This is a genomic window from Streptomyces sp. NPDC058880 (assembly GCF_042742535.1).
Taxonomy (GTDB): domain Bacteria; phylum Actinomycetota; class Actinomycetes; order Streptomycetales; family Streptomycetaceae; genus Streptomyces.
The window spans coordinates 95,838-114,774 of the sequence record NZ_JBHYMC010000013.1 but is presented as its reverse complement, the minus strand read 5'-3'; the positions used below and the strand labels follow the sequence as shown (position 1 = coordinate 114,774).

Genomic DNA, 18,937 nt, shown 5'->3' with positions numbered 1-18,937 from the left:
GCGGGTACGGGTACTGCTGCGGCGGCTCGCCCTGCCCGTCCCCCGGGTACGGTCGGGGGCCCCCCGCGGGGGGGCGCGGCGGGGGGGGCCCCCCCCCCACCTCAGGGTCCCGATGGCCCTTACGGCCCCCGGTGGGGGCCGTTCGGCCCTCGAACACCGGCGGGAACCGGCGGATGGTGGGGGGACACCCCGACCAGGACGCACGTTCCTCGCGTCACACGCCGGAGCAGGAGGACGTCATGAAGCACATCAAGGTGGCGGATCTGATGACCGACGAGGTCGTCTCGGTGGCCCCGGAGACCGCCTTCAAGGACGTCGCCAAGCTCCTCGCCCAGTACGGCGTCTCCGGGCTGCCCGTCCTCGACGACGAGGACCGCGTCGTGGGCGTCGTGTCGCAGACCGACCTCCTGGCCCACCTGGCACCGGCATCGCACCCCCCGCAGGAACCCGGCGAGGTGGCGGAGCCGCCCACGGCCGGTGACGTCATGTCCGCCCCTGCGGTCACCGTCGGCGCCGAGGTGACGGCCGGTGACGCGGCCCGGCTGATGACCCGCCGGGGCGTCGAGCGGCTGCCCGTGGTGGACGAGGAGGAACGGCTGGTCGGCATCGTCACCCGCAGGGACCTGCTGCGCCTGTTCGTGCGTCCGGACTCCGAAATACGCCGGCGGGTCACCGACGAGGTCCTCGCCGAGGTACTGGACGTGCCGCTCGGCGACGTCGCCGTCCACGTCGTGGACGGCATCGTGACACTGGACGGCAGCGTCGAGCGGCAGAGCCTGCTCCCCGTGCTGGTGCGTCTGGTGGAACAGCTCGACGGAGTCGTCGCCGTCGCGTCCCACGTCACGGCCCGCACCGACGACACCTCCGCCGCCCGCACGGGCCGCGCCGGCCGTACGGTGATGTGGTGACCAGGCGCCGGACCCGACCCGCCGCCCCCCGTCGCTCGCCGTCACGGCGCACGGCCGGGCGGCACCCACGCGAGAACGCAGCGACGCACCGGACGCACCGCACCCACTGGACAGTCCCATGACCGCAGCACACCCGACCCTCGACTCCGACACCGTCGCCCGGCTCGTCGGCGACGCCGTCACCGCCCCGTCCATGCACAACGCCCAGCCGTGGAAGTTCGTCTTCCGCCGTGCCGACGGCGTCATCGAGCTGTACGGCGACGCGGAACGCTCCATGCCCCGCACCGATCCGGACCACCGTGCTCTCCACCTCGGTTGCGCGGCGGCCCTGTTCAACCTCCGGGTGTCCGCGGTCCGGCACGGACTCCGGGCACGGGTGCGCCTGTTGCCCGACGCCTCGCAGCCGTGGCTGTTGGCGACCGCGGCCCTCGGCGCACCGTCCGACGAGGACCTCGACCTGGCCGTGCTGCACGACGCGCTCCGCCGTCGGCACACCAGCCGCTTCCCGTTCAGTGACGAACCGGTACCGGACGCCCTCCTGGACGGGCTGAAGGGCGCCGCGCTGCTGGAGGGCTGCCGGCTCGCCGTCGCGGGCGACTGGCACCTGGATACCGTGCTCGGCCTGGTACGGGACGCGGAACACCGGGAGGACATGGACCCGCTCGTCCGCGCGGAGACCTCGGCCTGGGCCTCGCCCGCGCGCACCGCGTCCGGTGCACGCCGCGACGGCGTTCCCGCCGACGCGTTCGGTCCGCGGAGCTCCGCGGGCGCCGCCCCCGTGCGGGACTTCGGCCGGGACCACCCCATGGCGGACCGCGGCTGGGCCGTGTTCGAGAAGCGGCCCCAGCTCGCGCTGCTCGGCACCCCGGCGGACACCCGGGTCGACTGGCTGCGGGCCGGCCAGGCCCTGGAGCGCGTCCTCCTCCAGGCCACCGCCGACGGCCTGGCCACCTCGATGACCTCGCAGCCCCTGGACTGGCCGGAACTGCGATGGACGGCCCGTGACCCGCTCGACGCCATGGGGCACGTGCAGATGGTCGTGCGCCTGGGATACGGCCCTCAAGGCCCGGGGACGCCCCGCCGTCCGGTCTCCGACGTTCTGGAGATCCGGGCGTAGCCGACCGGACGCAGGCAGCCGCCGCGTACGGGAGAGTCCGCCGGAGTCGGTGCCACCGGTCAGTACGATGAACCGATCCGGCACCGGCGGGGCCGGCGGACTGGAGGGCAGCGGTATGACGGGCGAGCGCAGGGGCGGCTCCGGGCAGCACCCGCGCCGACGCGGTCAGGGCGAGCTGGAGATCGCCGTCCTGTCCGCCCTGGGCGAGGCACCGGGTCCGGTGACCGTGCCCTGGGTGCAGGAGCGCCTGGGCGGCGGGCTCGCCTATACGACCGTGATCACGATCCTCACCCGGCTGCACGCGAAGGGCGCCGTGACCCGTCGGCGGGAGGGCAGGTCCTTCCAGTGGACACCGGTCGCGGACGGGGCCGGTCTGGCCGCGCTGCGCATGCGCAAGGTGCTGGACGGCGAGGAGAACCGGCAGGCGGTGCTCACCCGCTTCGTCACGGCCCTGCCGCCCGGGGACGAGCAGTTGCTCCGCAACCTGCTGGCCCAGGCGGCCGAGGAGGAGGAAGACTGACGCCATGGGGGTCTTCGTCTTCCTGCCGCTCGTCCTTCCGCTGACCGCCTGGCCGATCGCCCGTCTGGCGGAGCAACATCTCCACCCGCGCACTGCGACCGGGCTGTTGACGGCCGTCGCGGCCGTGCTGGCCTGCTGCAGCACGCTGTGCCTCGCCCTCGTCATGGTCGTGGGCACCGCGCAACTGCCGGGCAATCCCCTGCCCGACAGTTGGTCGGACCCGGAGGTCCGGGAGGCCGTACCGTACGACGAGGTCGCCGGGCGGATCGCCATCCCGGCGCTGCTGACCGTACTGACGTCCTGTTCCGCTGCGGTCTGGCGGCAGCACAGGGTCCGGCGGCGCACGGAGGAGGCACTGCGCACGGCCCGCCCGGGGCCGGTGGCCGTACTGCCGGACGAGGCTCCGTACGCGTACGCGCTGCCCGGCCGCGGACTCGACCGGGTCGTCGTCAGCACCGGCATGCTCGCGGCGCTCACCTCCCGTGAGCGACGGGCCCTGTTCGCACACGAGCGGGCCCACCTGTCCGGCCGTCACCACCGGTTCCTGCTCACCGTCCGGCTCGCGGCACACGCCAATCCCTTCCTGCTGCCGCTGCGGACGGCCGTGGCCTACACCTGCGAGCGGTGGGCCGACGAGGAGGCCGCTGCGCAGATCGGCAGCAGGCGGACCGTGGCTCGGGCCATCGGCAAGGCCGCCCTGGTCTCCCCCGGCGGGCCGCCGGTCGCGGCGGCGCACTTCGCGATGGCCGGGCCGGTACCGCGCCGCGTGGCCGCGCTGCTGGGCCCGGCCCCCGCCGGGGGAGCCTGGCCGCCCGCCTTCACCCGGGCCGGCCTGGCGGTGTGGACCGCGGCCGGCGGGGCGACGGCCTCGGCGCTGTCCTCCGCGAACGCGGCCGTCACCCTCTACTTCATCCTGCACGCGGCCACGTTCTCCGCCTGAGCGGCGGCTCGCGGCGCCGGCCCGCGGTCACGGGCCGGCCGGGCCGGAACTACGCCTTCTCCCCCAGCCCGGTGAGGAAGCCCTTGGCCTTGTCCACCCCGGTGTCGATGTGGTCGGCGTACTTGCCGTCCGTCTTCTCGTCGACGACGTCGGCCGCCTTCTCCAGGCCCTGTGCCAGGACCTCGCGGTGCTCCGTCGCCAGTTCGGTCGCCTTGCCGACCAGACCCTTCAGACCGTCGAGCATGATCCGCTCCTTCACTGTTGTGTCGAACGGGCCGGTGAGGCCCGTCTGTTCCACCGCGTACGCCGCGGGGTCAGGCTTCGTCGTCGCCCTCGTCCTCGTCGTCCTCGAAGAAGTCGCCTACCTCGTCGATGACTTCGGCCGCCACCATGCCGCCCACCACGCCGACCGCCAGTCCGGCCGCACCGGCGGCGACGACCGTTCCCATGCCGGGGCCGGACCGGTGGCCTCCGTGGCCGTGATCGTCCTTGTGGCCCGCGTGGCCGTAGGGGTCGTGCCCGTAGGAGGCGTGGGGCGCGTGCGCGCCGTGCGCCTCGATCAGGGCGCGGATCCAGCCGTCGACTTCGGCGTTCCAGTCCGTTTGGGCCACCTGGTCGTGGCGGACCGTGTGACGGGCGAGGGCGTCGTGGCTGCCGGAGAACCCGCCGCGCTTGTCCGCCTCCAGGACGACGTCCATGCCGGCCGCGGAGGCGAGGAAGGTGACCTCGATCTCGTTCACCCGGTGGGCGTAGCTCGGGGCGGGGCTCAGCTCGATCTCCTGGTAGAAGGGCAGCTGCTGGCCGGTGCCGCCGATGTGTCCGTACTCGAGGTCGGCGGACTTGAAGCCGAAGCCGAGCTGCCCCAGGGCCTCCAGCACGGCCTCCTGGACCGGGAGCGGACGGACGGTGAAGGCGTCGAGGTCGCCCTTGTCCCTGGCTCCGGACACGCCGAGTTCGGTGCGCACCCCGAGGACGATGCCGAGGGCCTGGCCGTGCAGCTCGGTGACGGGGGTCTCCCAGGGCAGGGCGACGGTGAACGGAATGTTGCGCTGTTCGCCCTCGTGGAGGCGGAAGCCGCCGCCGACGGTGAAGCGCTCGAAGACGGCGACGCCGTCGTGCTCGCCGTGCTCGGTCTCCGCCTCGACACGGGCGACGAGTTCGAGGGTGATGTGCTCGACGTCGTAGTCCGCGCGGCCCCCGGTGAGCCGGACCTCGCCGGACAGGCTGCCACCGGGTACCGGGCTCACCGGGTCGAGGACCGTGTCGACGGCAGGACCGCCGACGCCCATCGAGCCGAGCAGTCGCTTGAACACCATCGTGGCGTCCACTCCTTCAGTCATGGTTGAATCTACACGCATGTAGAAGCATAGGAGTAACCGGAGGATCGCGAAGCGTCGCCGCGGGAACCGGGCGAGAACGACGCGAAAGCGCCGCCGGCAGGGCGGATGGGCTTTGCTTGCTCTTTACCAAGGAGTCGCGGATACTGTCCGTGACCGAACAGCCGTCCGGACCCAAGCGGTCCGCCCGAGAAGCGAATGGAGCAGCAGCCCGCAATGGGTGAACCTCCCAGTCCCTGCCGTGCCACGTCCTGCCCGAAGACCCGTGGGGTTCACGATCCGGGAGCGGGGGTGGCACGGTGACCGAGATCCTGCTGCTGCTCCTCGCGCTCGCCCTGACGCTGGCCTGCGCGGTGTTCGTCGCCGCCGAGTTCTCCCTGACCACCGTCGAGCGCAGTGAGCTGGAGCGCGCTGCCGCCGCCGGTGAACGGGGAGCCGAGAGCGCGTTGAAGGCTGCCAAAAAGCTGACCTTCCAGCTGTCCGGTGCCCAGTTGGGCATCACGGTGACCTCGCTCGTCATCGGCATGCTCGCCGAGCCGTCCGTCTCCGCCCTGCTGCGCGGGCCGCTGACCGCGGCCGGACTGCCCGACGGGGCCGTCGCCACCACGGCGACGCTGCTCGGCGTGGCGCTGTCCACGGTCGTCCTGATGGTCGTCGGCGAGCTGGTCCCCAAGAACTGGGCGATCTCCCGCCCGCTGGCCGTGGCGAAGGTGGTGGCCGGTCCGCAGCGTGCCTTCACCGCCGTCTTCGCACCGCTGATCCGGCACCTGAACAACACCGCCAACCGCCTGGTGCGCCGCTTCGGGCTGGAGCCCGCCGAGGAGCTCGCCTCGGCCCGCACCCCGGAGGAACTGGTCGCGCTCGCCCGGCACTCCGCCCGCGAGGGCGCGATAGAGGCCGATTCCGCCGAACTGTTCGTGAAGACCCTGCACCTGGGCGAGCTGACCGCCGAGAACGTGATGACGCCCCGCGTGGACGTGCGGGCCCTGGAGGCCCACGCCACCGCGCTCGACGCCGCCCATCTGACCCTGGCCACCGGCATCTCGCGGTTCCCGGTCTACCGGGACTCGCTGGACGAGGTCGTCGGCACCGTCCACGTCCGGGACGTGCTGGCCCTGGAGGAGGACAAACGGCCCCTCACCCCGATCGTGGACCTGATGACCGAACCGCTGCTGGTTCCGCACTCGCTGCCCGTGGACACCCTGCTGGGTCGCCTCCGCAGGGCCCGCACGATGGCCGTGGTGATCGACGAGTACGGCGGCACCGCCGGTGTGGCCACCGTGGAGGACATCGTCGAGGAGGTCGTCGGCGAGGTGCGCGACGAGCACGACCCGATGGAGGTCCCCGACCTGATCGAGGCCCCGGACGAGGACGGCCGCAAGGTGTGGGAGGCCGACGGCAGTGTGCGCCTCGACGAGCTGGCCGAGATCGGCCTCACCGTGCCCGAGGGTCCCTACGAGACACTCGCCGGCCTGATCGCCACGCGCCTCGAACGCATCCCCGTCGAACGGGACACGGTGGACGTCGACGGCTGGCAGCTGACCGTGCTCGACGTCGACCATCACCGGGCGGACCGGGTGACGCTCACCATGCCCGCCGCCACCCACACGCACGAGGAGGATGCCCGATGACCACCGTCCAGCTGCTGATCGGCGCACTCACCCTCATCACGAACGCCTTCTTCGTCGGCGCCGAGTTCGCGCTGATCTCGGTACGCCGCAGCCAGATCGAACCGGCCGCGCTCAAGGGCGACCGGCGGGCCAGGACCACGCTGTGGGGGCTGGAGCACCTCTCCGCGATGATGGCCACCGCCCAGCTCGGCATCACCGTCTCCTCGCTGGTCCTCGGCGCCGTCGCCGAGCCGGCCATCGCGCACCTGCTGGAACCGCCGTTCGCCTCGATCGGCGTGCCCGAGGCGCTCGTCCACCCGATCGCCTTCGTCATCGCGCTCACCCTGGCCACGTACCTCCATATGCTGATCGGCGAGATGGTCCCGAAGAACATCGCGCTGGCCGCCCCGGCACCCACCGCGCTGCTCCTCGGACCGCCCCTGGTCGCCGTCACCCGGGCGCTGCGCCCGCTGATCTTCGGCATCAACGCCTTCGCCAACACCCTGCTGCGCCTGCTGAAGGTGGAACCCAAGGACGAGGTCGCCGCCGTCTTCACCGACGACGAACTCGCGCGGCTGGTCGCGGACTCCCGCGACGCCGGTCTGCTCGACCCGGAGGACAGCGAACGTCTCCAGGACGCGCTCGAACTCGGCACCCGCACGGTCGGCGAGATCATGATCGCGCGATCCGACTTCGTCACGGTCGGCGAGGACGTCACGCCGCGCGGGCTGGAGCGCACCGCCGCGGAGCACGGATTCTCCCGGCTGGTCGTCACCAGTTCCGGGGGCGGGATCCTGGGCTTCGTGCACATCAAGGACGCCCTCGGTGCGGCCGATCGCTCGGCCCCCTTCCCCCGAGCGAGCCTGCACACCGTCACGGAGGTGCCGGTCTCGACCCCCCTTGACGACACCATGTCCGCCATGCGGGCCGCCGGTACGCACCTCGCCGCCGTCACCGGCGTCGACGGCGCCGTGGTCGGTTTCGTCACCATGGAGGACGTCCTGGAGGAGCTGGTCGGCGAGGCGTCCGAACCCGCCGCCGGCTGAGCAGGCCCGCCGGCGGGGCCGCAGAGCCCCGCCGGACCGGTGCGAGCCCCGCCGGTGGCGTTCGGGCATCCGGGTGACGGCCGGTACGGATGGTGACGTATGCGCCGGACGGGCATTGCGTACGTCACCACCGGCCTGTCCCCGGCGGGCGCAGCCCGTGGAGCCCCGGCCGGCCCATGACCGGCAGGAGTCCGTCACCGCGAGATCAGGCCGGCACCTCGTGCGGGATGCCGCGGGTGGTGACGACCCTGGCGCTGCCGTCGGCCAGCCGGTAGGACAGGCCCACCACTGCCACGCTCCCGGCCGCCACCTGGTCGGCGAGGACCCGGGAGCGGTCCAGGAGCAGGTCGACGGTGTGTCGTATGTGCTCGGCGATGATGTCGTCCTCGTCGGTGAGCCCGGCGGCACGGGCGGCCAGCACGCTGGGGGTCACGCGTTCGATGACGTCGCGCACGTATCCGGTGGCGCTGACCCCGTCCGCCACGGCGGCGCGGGTGGCGGCGACCGCACCGCAGGTGTCGTGGCCGAGCACGACGACCAGCGGACAGTCCAGCACGCTCACGGCGTACTCGATGCTGCCCAGGACCTCCGCTCCCGCGACGTGGCCCGCGGTGCGGACGACGAAGAGGTCGCCCAGCCCGCGGTCGAAGATGATCTCGGCCGCCAGCCTGGAATCGGAACAGCCGAAGAGGACGGCGAAGGGACGTTGGGCGGGCGCGGTCTCGGTACGGCGTGCCGCGTCCTGGTTCGGGTGCTCAGGTGCACCCGCGGTGAAACGCCGGTTGCCGGCCAGCAGCAGCTCGAAGGCCTCGGACGGAGTCGGTGACAGCGATGTACTCATGACCGCAGGCTACGACGCCGCCCGGGCCTCCACCCACCGAGGGTCACGCCTCCAGCAGGTCGGGCACGACGGAGCGCAGGGTGTGGACGCCGATGGCTCCGGCCCGCTTGAGGACCGGAACCGGTCCGGTGAGGTCCACGATCGAGGAGGCGACGGCCGCCTCGGTGGGACCGCCGTCGAGGTAGACGGAGACGGAGTCGCCCAGCATGTCCTGTGCGGCGTCGCAGTCCTGGGGGGAGGGGCGACCGGTCAGGTTGGCGCTGGAAACCGCCATCGGCCCGGTCTCCGCGAGCAGTGCGAGGGCAACGGGGTGCGAGGGCATCCGGACGGCGACCGTACCGCCCGTCTCTCCGAGGTCCCAGGTCAGCGAGGGCAGGTGGCGGGTGACCAGGGTCAGTCCGCCCGGCCAGAAGGCCTCCACCAGCGCCCATCCCTGCTTCGGGAGATCGGCCACGAGGTCGTGCAGGGCGTCCGGGGAGGCGACCAGGACCGGCGAGGGCATCGCACGGTCGCGGCCCTTGGCTCCCAGCAGGCTGTCCACCGCGTCGGGGTTGAAGGCGTCCGCACCGATGCCGTAGACGGTGTCGGTCGGGAGCACCACGAGGTCGCCCCGCCGGACCGCCAGTGCGGCGGCGGTCAGCCCCTCGGCCCGGGCCGAATCCGTGGAGCAGTCGTATCGAAGGGCCATGGCCGCGTCTCCATCCCACCGGGCTCTCGGCCCGGACCTGCCGTGTGACGTCGGCAGGCTACCGGAACGGCCCGCGCACCGGGCAGCAGGGCGTCAACACCGCGGACGACCTTTCCCCCGATCGTGGAACGGCGCGCACCGCCGTGGGCGGCGCCGTCCGCCGCGGTTCCGGGCGGCAGGGTGCGCGGTGTGCCCGGCGCCCCGGGCCGGTTCGTGCGCTCCGGGGAGTTTCCGCTCCGCCCCGTCGGGGGTAGTCGGATCCCAGCGGTCGACGAGGCCCGTCCGTTGGCCGGCCGCGGCGGTGCCGGCCGGACCGGCCGGGAAGCACCCCGATACCGGGCCCGGGGCCCGTGTGATCCTGTGCATCCACTCCGGGGAGGCGATCGTGCCGGGCAGGGGCATGCGAGGGGCCGCGGGCGCGACGGCCGCGGTCTGCATGCTGCTGCTCCTCGGCCCGGCCACGCCGGGCGGGGGCGTCCCCCGTGCCGGACGGCTGCCGCCCGGCGCGGCCAAGGAGGTCGTGCCCGACCGGGTCGGCACGTGGAACATCTGCAATCCGTGCGGGAGCGGGAACGACTACGGCCGTGCGACGGAGATCGCCACGTACGCGCCGCAGGTGATCGGCCTGCAAGAGGCCTGCGTACGTGACGTCGAGCGGATCCGCGCATACCTGGAGGAGGTCTACGGGCTGGCCTACCACGTCCGCTACGGAACGGTCCTGCGCAACTGGAACCGCTGCGGGGGGCTGCCGTGGCGGCCGGGCGGCTACGGCCAGGCGATCCTCTCGGCAGCGCCGATGACCGACCGGGTGAGCGTCGAGTACCCCGACGGCGGTTCCGAGGACCGCGGCTACCTGGCCGTCACCACACTGGTGGGCGGCCGGCCCGTCCGCATATTCAACACCCACCTCGCCGAGCGGCGGCAGGGCGAGGTGCGGGCCGGCCAGGTCGAGGTGCTCGCCGCCGCGGTGGCCCGGCACGACCGCGCGATCGTCCTCGGTGACTTCAACGCCGTACCGGACGCGCCCGAACTGGCCCCCTTGTGGGCTCTGGCCCCGGACGCGGACCCCGGCTGCCGTCCCCAAGCCGACGATGCCGGCGGGGACGCAGACGACTGCACGGCGACCACCGACTGGGAGAGCAAGTTCGACTACGTGTTCCTGCGCGGTGTCGTCTCGGGCCCGCACCACGTGCGCCCCAGCCGGTACTCGGACCACCACGTGCTGTACACCGATCTGGACCGCAGCCGGGAGCCGTGACCGTGCCGGGAGCGCAGGACGCTCCCGGGCCGGGGGGACCCGCGGTGTTCGGCGGCATCAGGTGGCTCGCCGCCCCGCCCATGCGGCCGCCTTCCGCAGTACGGGGGCGCGACCGCGGTCCGGTACCGTCCACAGGGTCTGCCCGTGGAGGCCCCAGCGTTCGAGCAGGGCGTTCGCGGCCTGGAAGCCGGTCGTGGCCGCCCGTTCCATCAGCGCGACCGGAAGATCGGTACGCACGACGTCTCCGGCGAGGACCAGTCCGGGATCGCAGGTGCGGACGGTGGGGCGGTCGGCGTAGCCGCCCACCGGAAACAACGGGCAGTCCGCACGCCACTCGTTGCGGACGTCGACGACCTCGGCGGCGCGGGTCTCCGGGTACACGCGGTGGAGCTGCCGCAGCAGTCGCTGCTCCTGAACGGGGCGGGGGACGCTCGGGTCGACGGCGTAGGCGTGGAGTTCCACCACGGATCCTCCGGTGCGCGCCGCCCAGCGGGCGGCCTCGTCCTCCCAGCGGTTCAGCACGCTGATGTTGTCGAGACCGCCGAAGCCGCTGGTGCCCAGGAAGCCCGGCCGGTCGGGGGCGACGGGACGGTCGAGCCAGAGCCGGACGACGAGGAAGGGCGGAGCGGACCGCAACCGCGCCACGCGCTCCCGCCACGGCCGGTCGGCCAGCCGGTCGGAACGGGCCACCAGCGACCGCAGGCCGCCGGCGTCCAGGGCGAGGACCACGGCGTCGTACCGGGACGTGGCGGCGCTCCCGGTCACCTCGAAGAGGCCGGCCGGAGTGGGCCGGACATGGTCGACGGGGCTTGCGGTGCGTACTTCGGCCCGGTGCCGTTCCAAGTAGGCGGCCAGCGGGGCCCACAGCGCGGCCGGGTAGGGCGAGCGGGGCACGTCGAACAGCAGTCCTTCGGCGGAACCGAGGAAGTAGATGTGGAACATGAGGGCCATCTCGGCCGCGGACAGCTCCTTCGGGTCGGCGAAGAAGCTCCGGGAGAACACCTCGAAGGCCAGGTGCCGGGCCCGTTGGGGGAAGCCGATGGCCTCCAGGAAGTCGTGGGCGCTGGTGCCGTCGAGCCGGTGGTACACGTCCGGCACGCGGACGTCGAGCAGCGGCAGGGCCGGGGCCGGATTCATGGCGCGCAGGTCCCGCAGGCGGAAGGTGGGGCTGAGTGCGACGAAGCCCAGCGCGCTCCACGGCGGGGTGCGCGGTACGCGCCGGAAGCTGTCACAGAGACCGTCCGCGTGCAGCAGCGGATAATCGGGGAGTCCGGTGAGGCCCGCCAGGCCGGGGTCGGTTCGGCGGAACAGGCCCCGCAGGTTGTAGTACTGCCGGAAGAAGGCGTGGAAGCCGCGGCTCATCGTCACGGTGCTGCCGTCGCGCAGGCGGGTCGGCCATCCGCCCGCCCGGCCGCCCAGGTAGGGCTCGCGCTCGTAGAGCGTCACCTGCACGCCCCGTTCGGCGAGCGCGGTGGCGGCGGCGAGGCCGGCGATCCCGCCGCCGATCACGGCTGTCGTGGGGCGGCCCTGTGCGCGGCGGGCTCCTGGTGCGGCGGGCAGGACGCGTGCCCGCCGGTCCCTGCCGCGGCGCGCCGCGGTCGGCGTGGGCGCGGTCATCGCGGGCCTGCCGGGCGCGCGGCGACGAAGGTGTGGGTGATGCCCGTCTGCCAGCCCGGCAGGCGCAGGGCCCGGACCGCTTCGAAACCGGCTTCGCGGATGCGGGTGGCGAACCGGTCGGCCGGGTCGAAGTGGACGACGCTGCGCCACAAGTGGCGGTAGAGGGGGCCGTCGCCCAGCAGGGTGGCCGCGGGTTGGACGATGCCGCGGCACACCGCCGTCCACACGACGCGGTCGGTGCGGCGCCCGCTGAGGCTGTATTCGTGCGCGGCGAGCCTGCCGCCCGGCCGCAACACGCTGCTGACGGTGTGGAGGACGGCGTCGGGGTCGGTGACGTTGCGGAAGAGGTACGCGGCGAAGACGGCGTCGAACGGTCCCTGGACGCCCGCGTCCGCCAGATGCTCGGCCGGTGCGTGAACGAAGCGCACACCGCCCGCCCACGGTTTTGCGGCGGCTTTCGCCAGCATCCCGGCGGATGCGTCGACGGCGGTGACGTCCGCGGCGGGCAGGACGGCGCGGATCGCGGCCGTCGAGGCCCCGGTGCCGCAGCCGAGGTCCAGGATCCTCAACCCGGCCCCCGGCGCGGTGAGACCGAGGCGGCGTACCGAGCGCCGCAGGTGCGCGTGGTAGCCGGGGTTCGCCGCGACCAGTGCGTCGTAGGTGCGGGAGGCGTGGTCGAAGGCGGCGGCGAGGTCCTCGTCGCGCAGCAGGGTCATACGTTCTCCAGAGACGGGTGGTGGCGCGGTCGAGGGTCAGGGGAAGGGGCGGCGGGGCAGGCGGGGCAATTCGGCGGCGGTGCGCAACATGGGGCCGACGGGGGCGTGGCGGCCCACGGACAGGTCTTCGAGCAGGCTGGTGCGGCCGTCGAGGAAGCGGAGCAGCCGGGACGGGGGGACGCGGGTGAAGAGCCGGCAGAACAGGTCGGGGCCGTCGACCCGGCCGGTGTCCAGGGCGCGCAGCAGGACCGCGTCCATGGCACGGGCCCGCGAGGAGTGGGCGGCCGGGGGCACCGGGTCGCGACCCTGCCGCAGCGCGGCGGCGACGGCCCGGGTCTGGCGCTGGAGTCCGGCGAAGGTGTAGCCCGTGGACGGGCGGGTCGCGCCGCCGGCGGCGCCGATCCGGAACACCGAAGCGCCGACCCGCTGGGGTACGGGGGCGTCCGTCATGGGGATGAGGCCGGTCTCGGTGGCCAGGATCTCCAGGTCGCCGAGGGCCAGGACGTCCGTGGTGTAGTGCCGCAGCGCGGCCTCGTAGCCGCTGCCCGTGAGCACGCACGGGGAGAACTCGGTGTACTCGACGAGCGCCTCCCGCGGCCCAGTGGGCAGGACGTAGCCGAAGGAGAGCCCCTCGGCGGGCTGCGGTGTGCGGAAGTCCATCAGTTCGGCGGTCGTGTGGTCGAAGGCGGGCCGGGAGGTCCGGACGAACCAGCCGCGGAAGTGCTGCAGCATGGTGGTCCGGGCGGCCGGAAGGCTTCCCGGCGGACGCGAGTCGAACACCCAGCGGGCCTCCAGGGCATCCCCGCTGCCGTCGGCGCGGGTCATCAGGACCCGGGGCCCGGACGGGGCCTCCTCGACGGTGTCGACGGTCGCCTCCAGGCGCCGGACGTTGGAGCTGTGCGCGAGGTCCTGCCCGACCAGCGACTCGAAGTCGTCGGAGCGGATCATCTTGTACCGCAGCGGTGTGATGTCCGCTTCGATCGCAGGGCCGGCCGGCGGCCTCACGCGCAGGTGGCTCCATCGTGATCGCACCGCGGCGTCGAAGCGGCCGTGGCCGGACTCCCAGAAGCACCAGGTGCGGGGGGCGGGCCGCAGCGGACCGGGCGGGGGGTCGATGAGGACCACGGACGGGGCCGGGCCGCCGTGTCCGTTCAACCGGTGGGCCAGGGACAGGCCGGCGGCGCCCGCCCCGATGACCGCCACGTCCGCCTTCAGCACGGCGCTGCCTCCATCCCCGGTTCGGCGTTCCTGGGCAGGGCTTCCCGTCGGAGGGTGCAATCGGATGCGCTCTGGTGCCGAGGTCACCTGATCAGGTGCGTCCGCACGACGGCAATCCCGCGCGTTCGGGTATCCGCTCCGGACCGCATCCGTATCACGGGAAAAGACCGAAGACACACGCTCGGAGCGATCGACACCACGACGAGAGGAACCGGGATGCGCCGCACCCAGGCGAAGGACCAGACCGCGGCCGCACCGCCGCCCGTCCCCCGCCTCGTGGCCCCCTCGGGGTCCGCTGCGCGGCGCCGCCCGACCGGCTCGGCGGGCGTCGGCACCGGGCACGGCTCGCCTGCCCGGGACGGGATCGCCTCGGCGGTCGACCCCGCGGCCGTGGATGCGGACGTGCCCGCCGCGATCGGGAGCGCGCTGGAGCAGGTGCTCGGCGACCGGCTGACCCGGTCCGGTGTGCTGGACGCCGACTTCGCCGGGGAACTGGCCGCGCGCGTCGCACGCTTCACCCGGGAGGGCGGCAAACGCACCCGCTCGCAGCTCCTCTGGTGGTCGATGCGCGCCTGCGGCGGGGACGACGGGCCGACGGCCGCGGCCGCCCTGCGCATCGGCGCGGCGCTCGAACTGCTCCAGACCTGTGCCCTGGTGCACGACGACGTGATGGACGGATCGGCGCTCCGGCGCGGCCGGCCGGCTCTCCACGCCGACGTGCGGGACGGCTGCGACAGTGTCGCGGCACCGGCCCGCGCCGCCCGCTTCGGTGAGGCGGTCGCGGTCCTGGCCGGTGATCTGGCCCTCGCGTGGGCGGACGACGTGATGGCGGAAGCGGCCCTCGATCCGTGGACGGCGAGCGTCGTGCGCGAGGTCTGGAGCGACATGCGCACCGAGATGGTGGCAGGTCAGTTCCTCGACCTCCGAGGCCAGCTGACCGGGTCGCGCTCGCCGGCGCAGGCCCTGCGGGCCGCCCGCCTCAAGAGCGCCCTGTATTCGGTCGAACGGCCTCTGGCGCTGGGTGCGGCGGTGGCGGGCGCGGACGGCCGGACCCGGCGGGCCCTGTGCTCGGCCGGGCGCTGCGTGGGCATGGCGTTCCAGCTGCGCGACGACCTCGAGGACGTCTTCGGCGATCCACGGCACACCGGCAAGAGCTGCGGGGGCGACATCCGCACGGGAAAGCCGACCTATCTGGCCGCGCTCGCGGTCGCGCGCGCCGAGGCCGCGGCCGACCGGCGGGCTCTGGAAGTGCTGCAACACGCCCTCGGGAAGGAGGATCTCTCGCACGACGGCCTCGACGAGGTAAGGGAGGTGCTGGTGCGGACGGGTGCCCGAGCGGCGGTCGAGGCGAGGATCGAGCGCTTGTCGGCCCAGGGCATGCGTCACTTCGACGGCGCCGGGCTCACCGCGGACGCCGCGGGCCGGCTGCGCGGGCTGTTGACCGCCCAGGCGGCTTCCCGCTCGGTGGACGATCCGCCGGCCCCCTCGGGTCCGACGTCCGCCGCCGTCACGGCCTCCGGCGCGGCGGAGGGCGGGCGATGACCCGGACCGTGAGCGGCCGCACGGACCACGTGGTGGTCGTCGGCGCCGGCCTGGCCGGCCTGTCGGCTGCTCTGCACCTGCTGGGCGCGGGGCGCCGGGTGACCGTCGTCGAGCGCGAGGAGCTGCCCGGCGGGCGGGCGGGACGGCTGCTGCGCGGCGGCTACCGGATCGACACCGGCCCGACGGTGCTGACCATGCCAGGCCTCGCCGAAGAAGCCTTCGCCGCGGTCGGCGAGAGACTGGAGCGGTGGGTGGAGCTGATCCCGCTGCACCCGGCCTATCGGGCGTCGTTCGCCGACGGCAGCACCCTGGACGTGCACACCGAGGGCGAGGCGATGGCGGCAGCGGTCGAGCGGTTCGCCGGAGCCGGTGAGGCGGCGGGGTACCTGCGGCTGCGCGCCTGGCTGGAGCGGCTCTACCGGGTACAGATGCGCCGGTTCATCGACGCGAACTTCGACTCACCGCTGGACCTGCTGACCGGTGACCTCGCCCGGCTGGCGGCGCTCGGCGGTTTCGGGCGGCTGGACCGGCGCATCGCCCGTTTCCTGAAGGACGAGCGGCTGCAACGGGTGTTCTCCTTCCAGGCCCTGTACGCCGGCGTGCCGCCGGCCCGGGCGCTGGCCGCCTACGCCGTCATCGCCTACATGGACACGGTGGCCGGCGTGTACTTCCCGCGCGGGGGCATGCACGCCCTGCCTCAGGCCATGGCGGACGCGGCGGCCTGCGCGGGCGCGGAGCTGAGGTTCGGCGAGCCGGTGACCGCGCTGGAGCGCTCCGGGGAGCGGATCACCGCCGTCGTCACCGCGAAAGACCGCATCCCCTGCAACGCTCTCGTCCTCACGCCGGACCTGCCCGTCGCCTACCGGCTCCTCGGCCGCCGGCCTCGCAGGCCGGTGCGGCTGCGGCACTCCCCCTCCGCCGTCGTTCTGCACGCGGGAACGGACCGCACGTGGCCGCAGCTGGCCCACCACACGATCTCCTTCGGTGCCGCCTGGCAGAGCACCTTCGACGAACTCACCCGACAGGGAAGGCTGATGGGCGATCCGTCCCTCCTGATCACCCGGCCCACGGCCACCGACCCGGCGCTCGCCCCGCCGGGTCGCCATCTGCACTACGTCCTCGCCCCCTGTCCGAACACCGACATCGGCCCCTCAGGGGCTGCTTGGGGCGAACTGGGCCCCCGCTACCGGGACGACCTGCTGCGCGAGCTGGAACGGCGCGGCTTGGACGGTATCTCGTCCGCCATCGAGGACGAATGCCTGGTCACGCCGGCCGACTGGGCGGATCAAGGGCATGCGGCGGGCACCCCCTTCTCGGCCGCCCACACCTTCTTTCAGACGGGTCCGTTCCGGCCCCGCAACCTGGTGCGGGGCACATCGAACGCCGTCCTGGCCGGCTGCGGTACCACCCCCGGCGTGGGCGTGCCCACCGCCCTGGTGTCGGGGAAGCTGGCGGCGGCCAGGATCACGGGCGGTGCCCGGCGCGCTTCGGCCCGGGCCAGTGGGGCGGCGCGGTGACCGGGCGGCGCGAACTCGACGCCGCGGGCATCACCGACCCGGTGCTGCGCGCGGCGTACCGGCGCTGCCGCGAGCTCAACGCGGCGCACGGAAAGACGTACTTCCTGGCCACCCGCCTGCTCCCCGTCGAGCGCAGGCCCGCTGTGCACGCGCTGTACGGGTTCGCCCGGTGGGCCGACGACATCGTGGACTCGACGGATCGCGGTGCGGACGACGGTCTGCGCGGTGCGCGGCTGGCGGCGCTCCAGCGGTGTCTGGACGAGGGCCTGCGGCAAGGAGGCGGCGGCGAGCCGGTGGTCGCGGCGCTGGCCGACACGGCGCGCCGATACGCCATCGATCACCGCCTCTTCCAGGACTTCATGACCTCGATGCGGTCCGATCTGGTGGTGACCGGCTATCCCACCTATGCGGACCTGTACGGCTACATGCACGGCTCGGCGGCCGTGATCGGCCTGCAGATGCTGCCGGTGCTGGGCACGGTGGTACGGCGCGAGGAGGCCGAGCCGTACGCGGCAGCGCTCGGGGTCGCCTTCCAGCTCACGAACTTCCTGCGGGACGTCGGCGAGGACCTCGACCGTGGGCGCGTGTACGTCCCGGCCGACCTACTGGCCGCGCACGGGGTCGACCGGGAGCTGCTGCACCGGTGCCGGGACACGGGCGGGCAGGACCGCCGTGTCCTGGCCGCTCTGCGGGAGTTCGGGGCACTGACCCGCGGCGTCTACCGGGAGGCGCAGCCCGGCCTCGCCCTGCTCGATCCGGTGTCCCGGCCCTGCATCCGCACCGCGTACGTCCTGTACGGGAGCATCCTGGACGCCGTCGCCCGGGACGGCTATGCGGTGCTGCACCGCCGTGCCGTGGTGCCGCGCCGCAAGCGCGCCGCGGTCGCGGCGGGGGCACTGGCCCGGCTGACGGCGATCAGGCTGCGCCACCGCCGTCGGCGCGGAGCGCCGGTGCAGGCGCCGCCGGTGCCGCCGGCCGGACCGGCCCGGCCGGTATCCGAGGAGGTCGTATGAAGCCCGGTCCTTCGGCATGGCGGGCCCGTCTGCCGCTGTCGCTGCGCCGCAGACCCGTGCCGTGGGAGCAGCAGCAGCCGACCTGGCGCGCCGCCAGGCCAAGCCTGATCGCGCAGGCGCTGAAGCGGGCGCAGGCCCGGCCGTCGGGGAACTGGTTCGTCGTGGGGGCGTCCTCCTCACTCGGCGGTGACCGCCCCGTGGCCCGCACCGTGGCCGACCGGGAGGTCGTGCTCTGGCGCGGTACGGACGGGCGGCTGCGCGCCGGCCCGGGTGCCTGTCCGCACCTCGGGGCACCCCTCGCGGAAAGCCCGGTCCGGTGCGGAACGCTGGTGTGTCATTGGCACGGACTCGCTCTCGACGGCACGTCGTTCGCGGGCTGGGAGCCGTTGCCGGCCTTCGACGACGGCGTCCTCCTGTGGGTGCGGCTCGACGAGGTCGGCGGGGAGGAACCGCTCGACGCCCCCGTGGTACCGGTCCGGCCTGCTCCGGCTCGGGGGGTGACCGCGGTGTACGAGGGCACGGGGCTGTGCGAACCCGAGGACATCGTGGCCAATCGCCTGGATCCATGGCACGGGGCCTGGTTCCACCCGTATTCGTTCGTGGATCTCACGGTCGTCGGCTCGCCCGGCGGGGACGACGCCGAGGACCGCTTCACCGTCGCCGTCTCCTTCAAGGTGGCCGGGCGGCTGGTGGTACCGGTGCGGGCGGTCTTCACCGCTCCGGAACCACGTACCGTCGTCATGCGCATCACCGAGGGCGAAGGCGCGGGCTCGGTGGTGGAGACGCACGCGACGCCTCTGGGGCCGGATGAGCTCGGCCGTCCCCGCACGGCGGTGACCGAGGCCGTGGTGGCGGCCTCCGACCGGCCGGGTTTCCTGTTCGCCCGCTGGGCCGCCCCGGTCCTTCGCCCGGTGATGCGTTCTGCGGCGGCCCGGCTGTGGCGGGACGACCTGGCCTATGCCGAACGCCGCTGGCATCTGCGCTCCACGGGCCGGTCCCCTGGGTGATGCCCGGGGCGCGGCCGCTGGGGCGCCGGTTTCGCGGGCCGC

General features: G+C 73.8%; 18 protein-coding genes. 11 read left to right on the top strand and 7 right to left on the bottom strand.

Translation table 11 applies throughout. The features are described from left to right. Positions 1-239: 239 nt before the first annotated feature. The 4 genes from ACFW2G_RS10820 to ACFW2G_RS10805 all read left to right on the top strand — a co-directional run bounded on the left by ACFW2G_RS10820 (position 240) and on the right by ACFW2G_RS10805 (position 3,485). Positions 240-908: a CBS domain-containing protein gene (locus ACFW2G_RS10820; RefSeq protein WP_384453913.1), complete on the top strand. Its 669-nt coding sequence runs from the start codon at positions 240-242 to the stop codon at positions 906-908. A gap of 118 nt (positions 909-1,026) precedes the next feature. Beyond that, positions 1,027-2,025 carry an Acg family FMN-binding oxidoreductase gene (locus ACFW2G_RS10815; protein WP_384453910.1) on the top strand — a complete coding sequence of 333 codons (999 nt, stop codon included), beginning with the start codon at positions 1,027-1,029 and terminating at the stop codon, positions 2,023-2,025. A 115-nt stretch (positions 2,026-2,140) separates the two neighbouring features. Beyond that, positions 2,141-2,545, top strand: a complete 405-nt coding sequence (locus ACFW2G_RS10810; protein WP_384453975.1) for a BlaI/MecI/CopY family transcriptional regulator — start codon at positions 2,141-2,143, stop codon at positions 2,543-2,545. A 4-nt stretch (positions 2,546-2,549) separates the two neighbouring features. Continuing rightward, positions 2,550-3,485: a M56 family metallopeptidase gene (locus ACFW2G_RS10805; protein ID WP_384453907.1), complete on the top strand. Its 936-nt coding sequence runs from the start codon at positions 2,550-2,552 to the stop codon at positions 3,483-3,485. A gap of 49 nt (positions 3,486-3,534) precedes the next feature. Here the strand turns inward: ACFW2G_RS10805 and ACFW2G_RS10800 are convergent, their stop codons facing one another. Together ACFW2G_RS10800 and ACFW2G_RS10795 are read right to left on the bottom strand one after the other, a co-directional pair. Next, a complete protein-coding gene (locus tag ACFW2G_RS10800; RefSeq protein WP_384453903.1) occupies positions 3,535-3,729 on the bottom strand; it encodes an antitoxin in 195 nt (64 codons plus the stop codon). 70 nt (positions 3,730-3,799) lie between these two features. Beyond that, entirely contained in the window at positions 3,800-4,801 is a 1,002-nt protein-coding gene (locus ACFW2G_RS10795; RefSeq protein ID WP_384581860.1) for a sporulation protein, read from the bottom strand. A gap of 320 nt (positions 4,802-5,121) precedes the next feature. On the opposite strand from ACFW2G_RS10795, the gene ACFW2G_RS10790 reads away from it, so the two are divergent. Beyond that, entirely contained in the window at positions 5,122-6,453 is a 1,332-nt protein-coding gene (locus tag ACFW2G_RS10790) for a hemolysin family protein (RefSeq protein ID WP_037922541.1), read from the top strand. Further along, on the top strand, positions 6,450-7,478 hold the full coding sequence (locus ACFW2G_RS10785) for a hemolysin family protein (protein ID WP_384581829.1): 1,029 nt from the start codon (positions 6,450-6,452) through the stop codon (positions 7,476-7,478). Before ACFW2G_RS10790 ends, ACFW2G_RS10785 begins: the two co-directional genes overlap by 4 nt. 205 nt (positions 7,479-7,683) lie before the next feature. Here ACFW2G_RS10785 and ACFW2G_RS10780 read toward each other — a convergent pair whose 3' ends face one another. Together ACFW2G_RS10780 and ACFW2G_RS10775 are read right to left on the bottom strand one after the other, a co-directional pair. Continuing rightward, positions 7,684-8,319, bottom strand: coding sequence for a carbonic anhydrase (locus ACFW2G_RS10780; RefSeq protein ID WP_384453897.1), 636 nt, complete (start codon positions 8,317-8,319; stop codon positions 7,684-7,686). A 43-nt stretch (positions 8,320-8,362) separates the two neighbouring features. Then, positions 8,363-9,007: an L-threonylcarbamoyladenylate synthase gene (locus ACFW2G_RS10775; RefSeq protein ID WP_384453894.1), complete on the bottom strand. Its 645-nt coding sequence runs from the start codon at positions 9,005-9,007 to the stop codon at positions 8,363-8,365. A 400-nt stretch (positions 9,008-9,407) separates the two neighbouring features. Between ACFW2G_RS10775 and ACFW2G_RS10770 the strand changes: the two genes are divergently transcribed. After that, positions 9,408-10,265 (top strand): endonuclease/exonuclease/phosphatase family protein, encoded by an 858-nt coding sequence (locus ACFW2G_RS10770; protein WP_384581858.1) that lies wholly within the window; start codon positions 9,408-9,410, stop codon positions 10,263-10,265. A gap of 57 nt (positions 10,266-10,322) precedes the next feature. Here ACFW2G_RS10770 and ACFW2G_RS10765 read toward each other — a convergent pair whose 3' ends face one another. From ACFW2G_RS10765 to ACFW2G_RS10755, 3 genes are read right to left on the bottom strand one after another with little or no spacing between them, the layout of a single operon-like run. Then, positions 10,323-11,882 (bottom strand): FAD-dependent oxidoreductase, encoded by a 1,560-nt coding sequence (locus tag ACFW2G_RS10765; RefSeq protein ID WP_384581827.1) that lies wholly within the window; start codon positions 11,880-11,882, stop codon positions 10,323-10,325. Continuing rightward, on the bottom strand, positions 11,879-12,598 hold the full coding sequence (locus ACFW2G_RS10760) for a class I SAM-dependent methyltransferase (protein WP_037922526.1): 720 nt from the start codon (positions 12,596-12,598) through the stop codon (positions 11,879-11,881). Before ACFW2G_RS10760 ends, ACFW2G_RS10765 begins: the two co-directional genes overlap by 4 nt. 36 nt (positions 12,599-12,634) lie before the next feature. Next, positions 12,635-13,816: a lycopene cyclase family protein gene (locus ACFW2G_RS10755; RefSeq protein WP_384453393.1), complete on the bottom strand. Its 1,182-nt coding sequence runs from the start codon at positions 13,814-13,816 to the stop codon at positions 12,635-12,637. 216 nt (positions 13,817-14,032) lie between these two features. Between ACFW2G_RS10755 and ACFW2G_RS10750 the strand changes: the two genes are divergently transcribed. Genes ACFW2G_RS10750 through ACFW2G_RS10735 form a run of 4 tightly spaced genes read left to right on the top strand, consistent with a single transcriptional unit; the run spans position 14,033 to position 18,895 of the window. Then, on the top strand, positions 14,033-15,358 hold the full coding sequence (locus ACFW2G_RS10750) for a polyprenyl synthetase family protein (protein WP_384581825.1): 1,326 nt from the start codon (positions 14,033-14,035) through the stop codon (positions 15,356-15,358). After that, positions 15,355-16,875: a phytoene desaturase family protein gene (gene crtI / locus ACFW2G_RS10745; RefSeq protein ID WP_384581823.1), complete on the top strand. Its 1,521-nt coding sequence runs from the start codon at positions 15,355-15,357 to the stop codon at positions 16,873-16,875. The genes ACFW2G_RS10750 and crtI overlap by 4 nt, the downstream gene beginning before the upstream one ends. Beyond that, positions 16,872-17,888 (top strand): phytoene/squalene synthase family protein, encoded by a 1,017-nt coding sequence (locus tag ACFW2G_RS10740; protein WP_384453385.1) that lies wholly within the window; start codon positions 16,872-16,874, stop codon positions 17,886-17,888. Before crtI ends, ACFW2G_RS10740 begins: the two co-directional genes overlap by 4 nt. Beyond that, positions 17,885-18,895 (top strand): DUF5914 domain-containing protein, encoded by a 1,011-nt coding sequence (locus ACFW2G_RS10735; RefSeq protein ID WP_384453382.1) that lies wholly within the window; start codon positions 17,885-17,887, stop codon positions 18,893-18,895. The genes ACFW2G_RS10740 and ACFW2G_RS10735 overlap by 4 nt, the downstream gene beginning before the upstream one ends. Positions 18,896-18,937 lie beyond the last annotated feature (42 nt).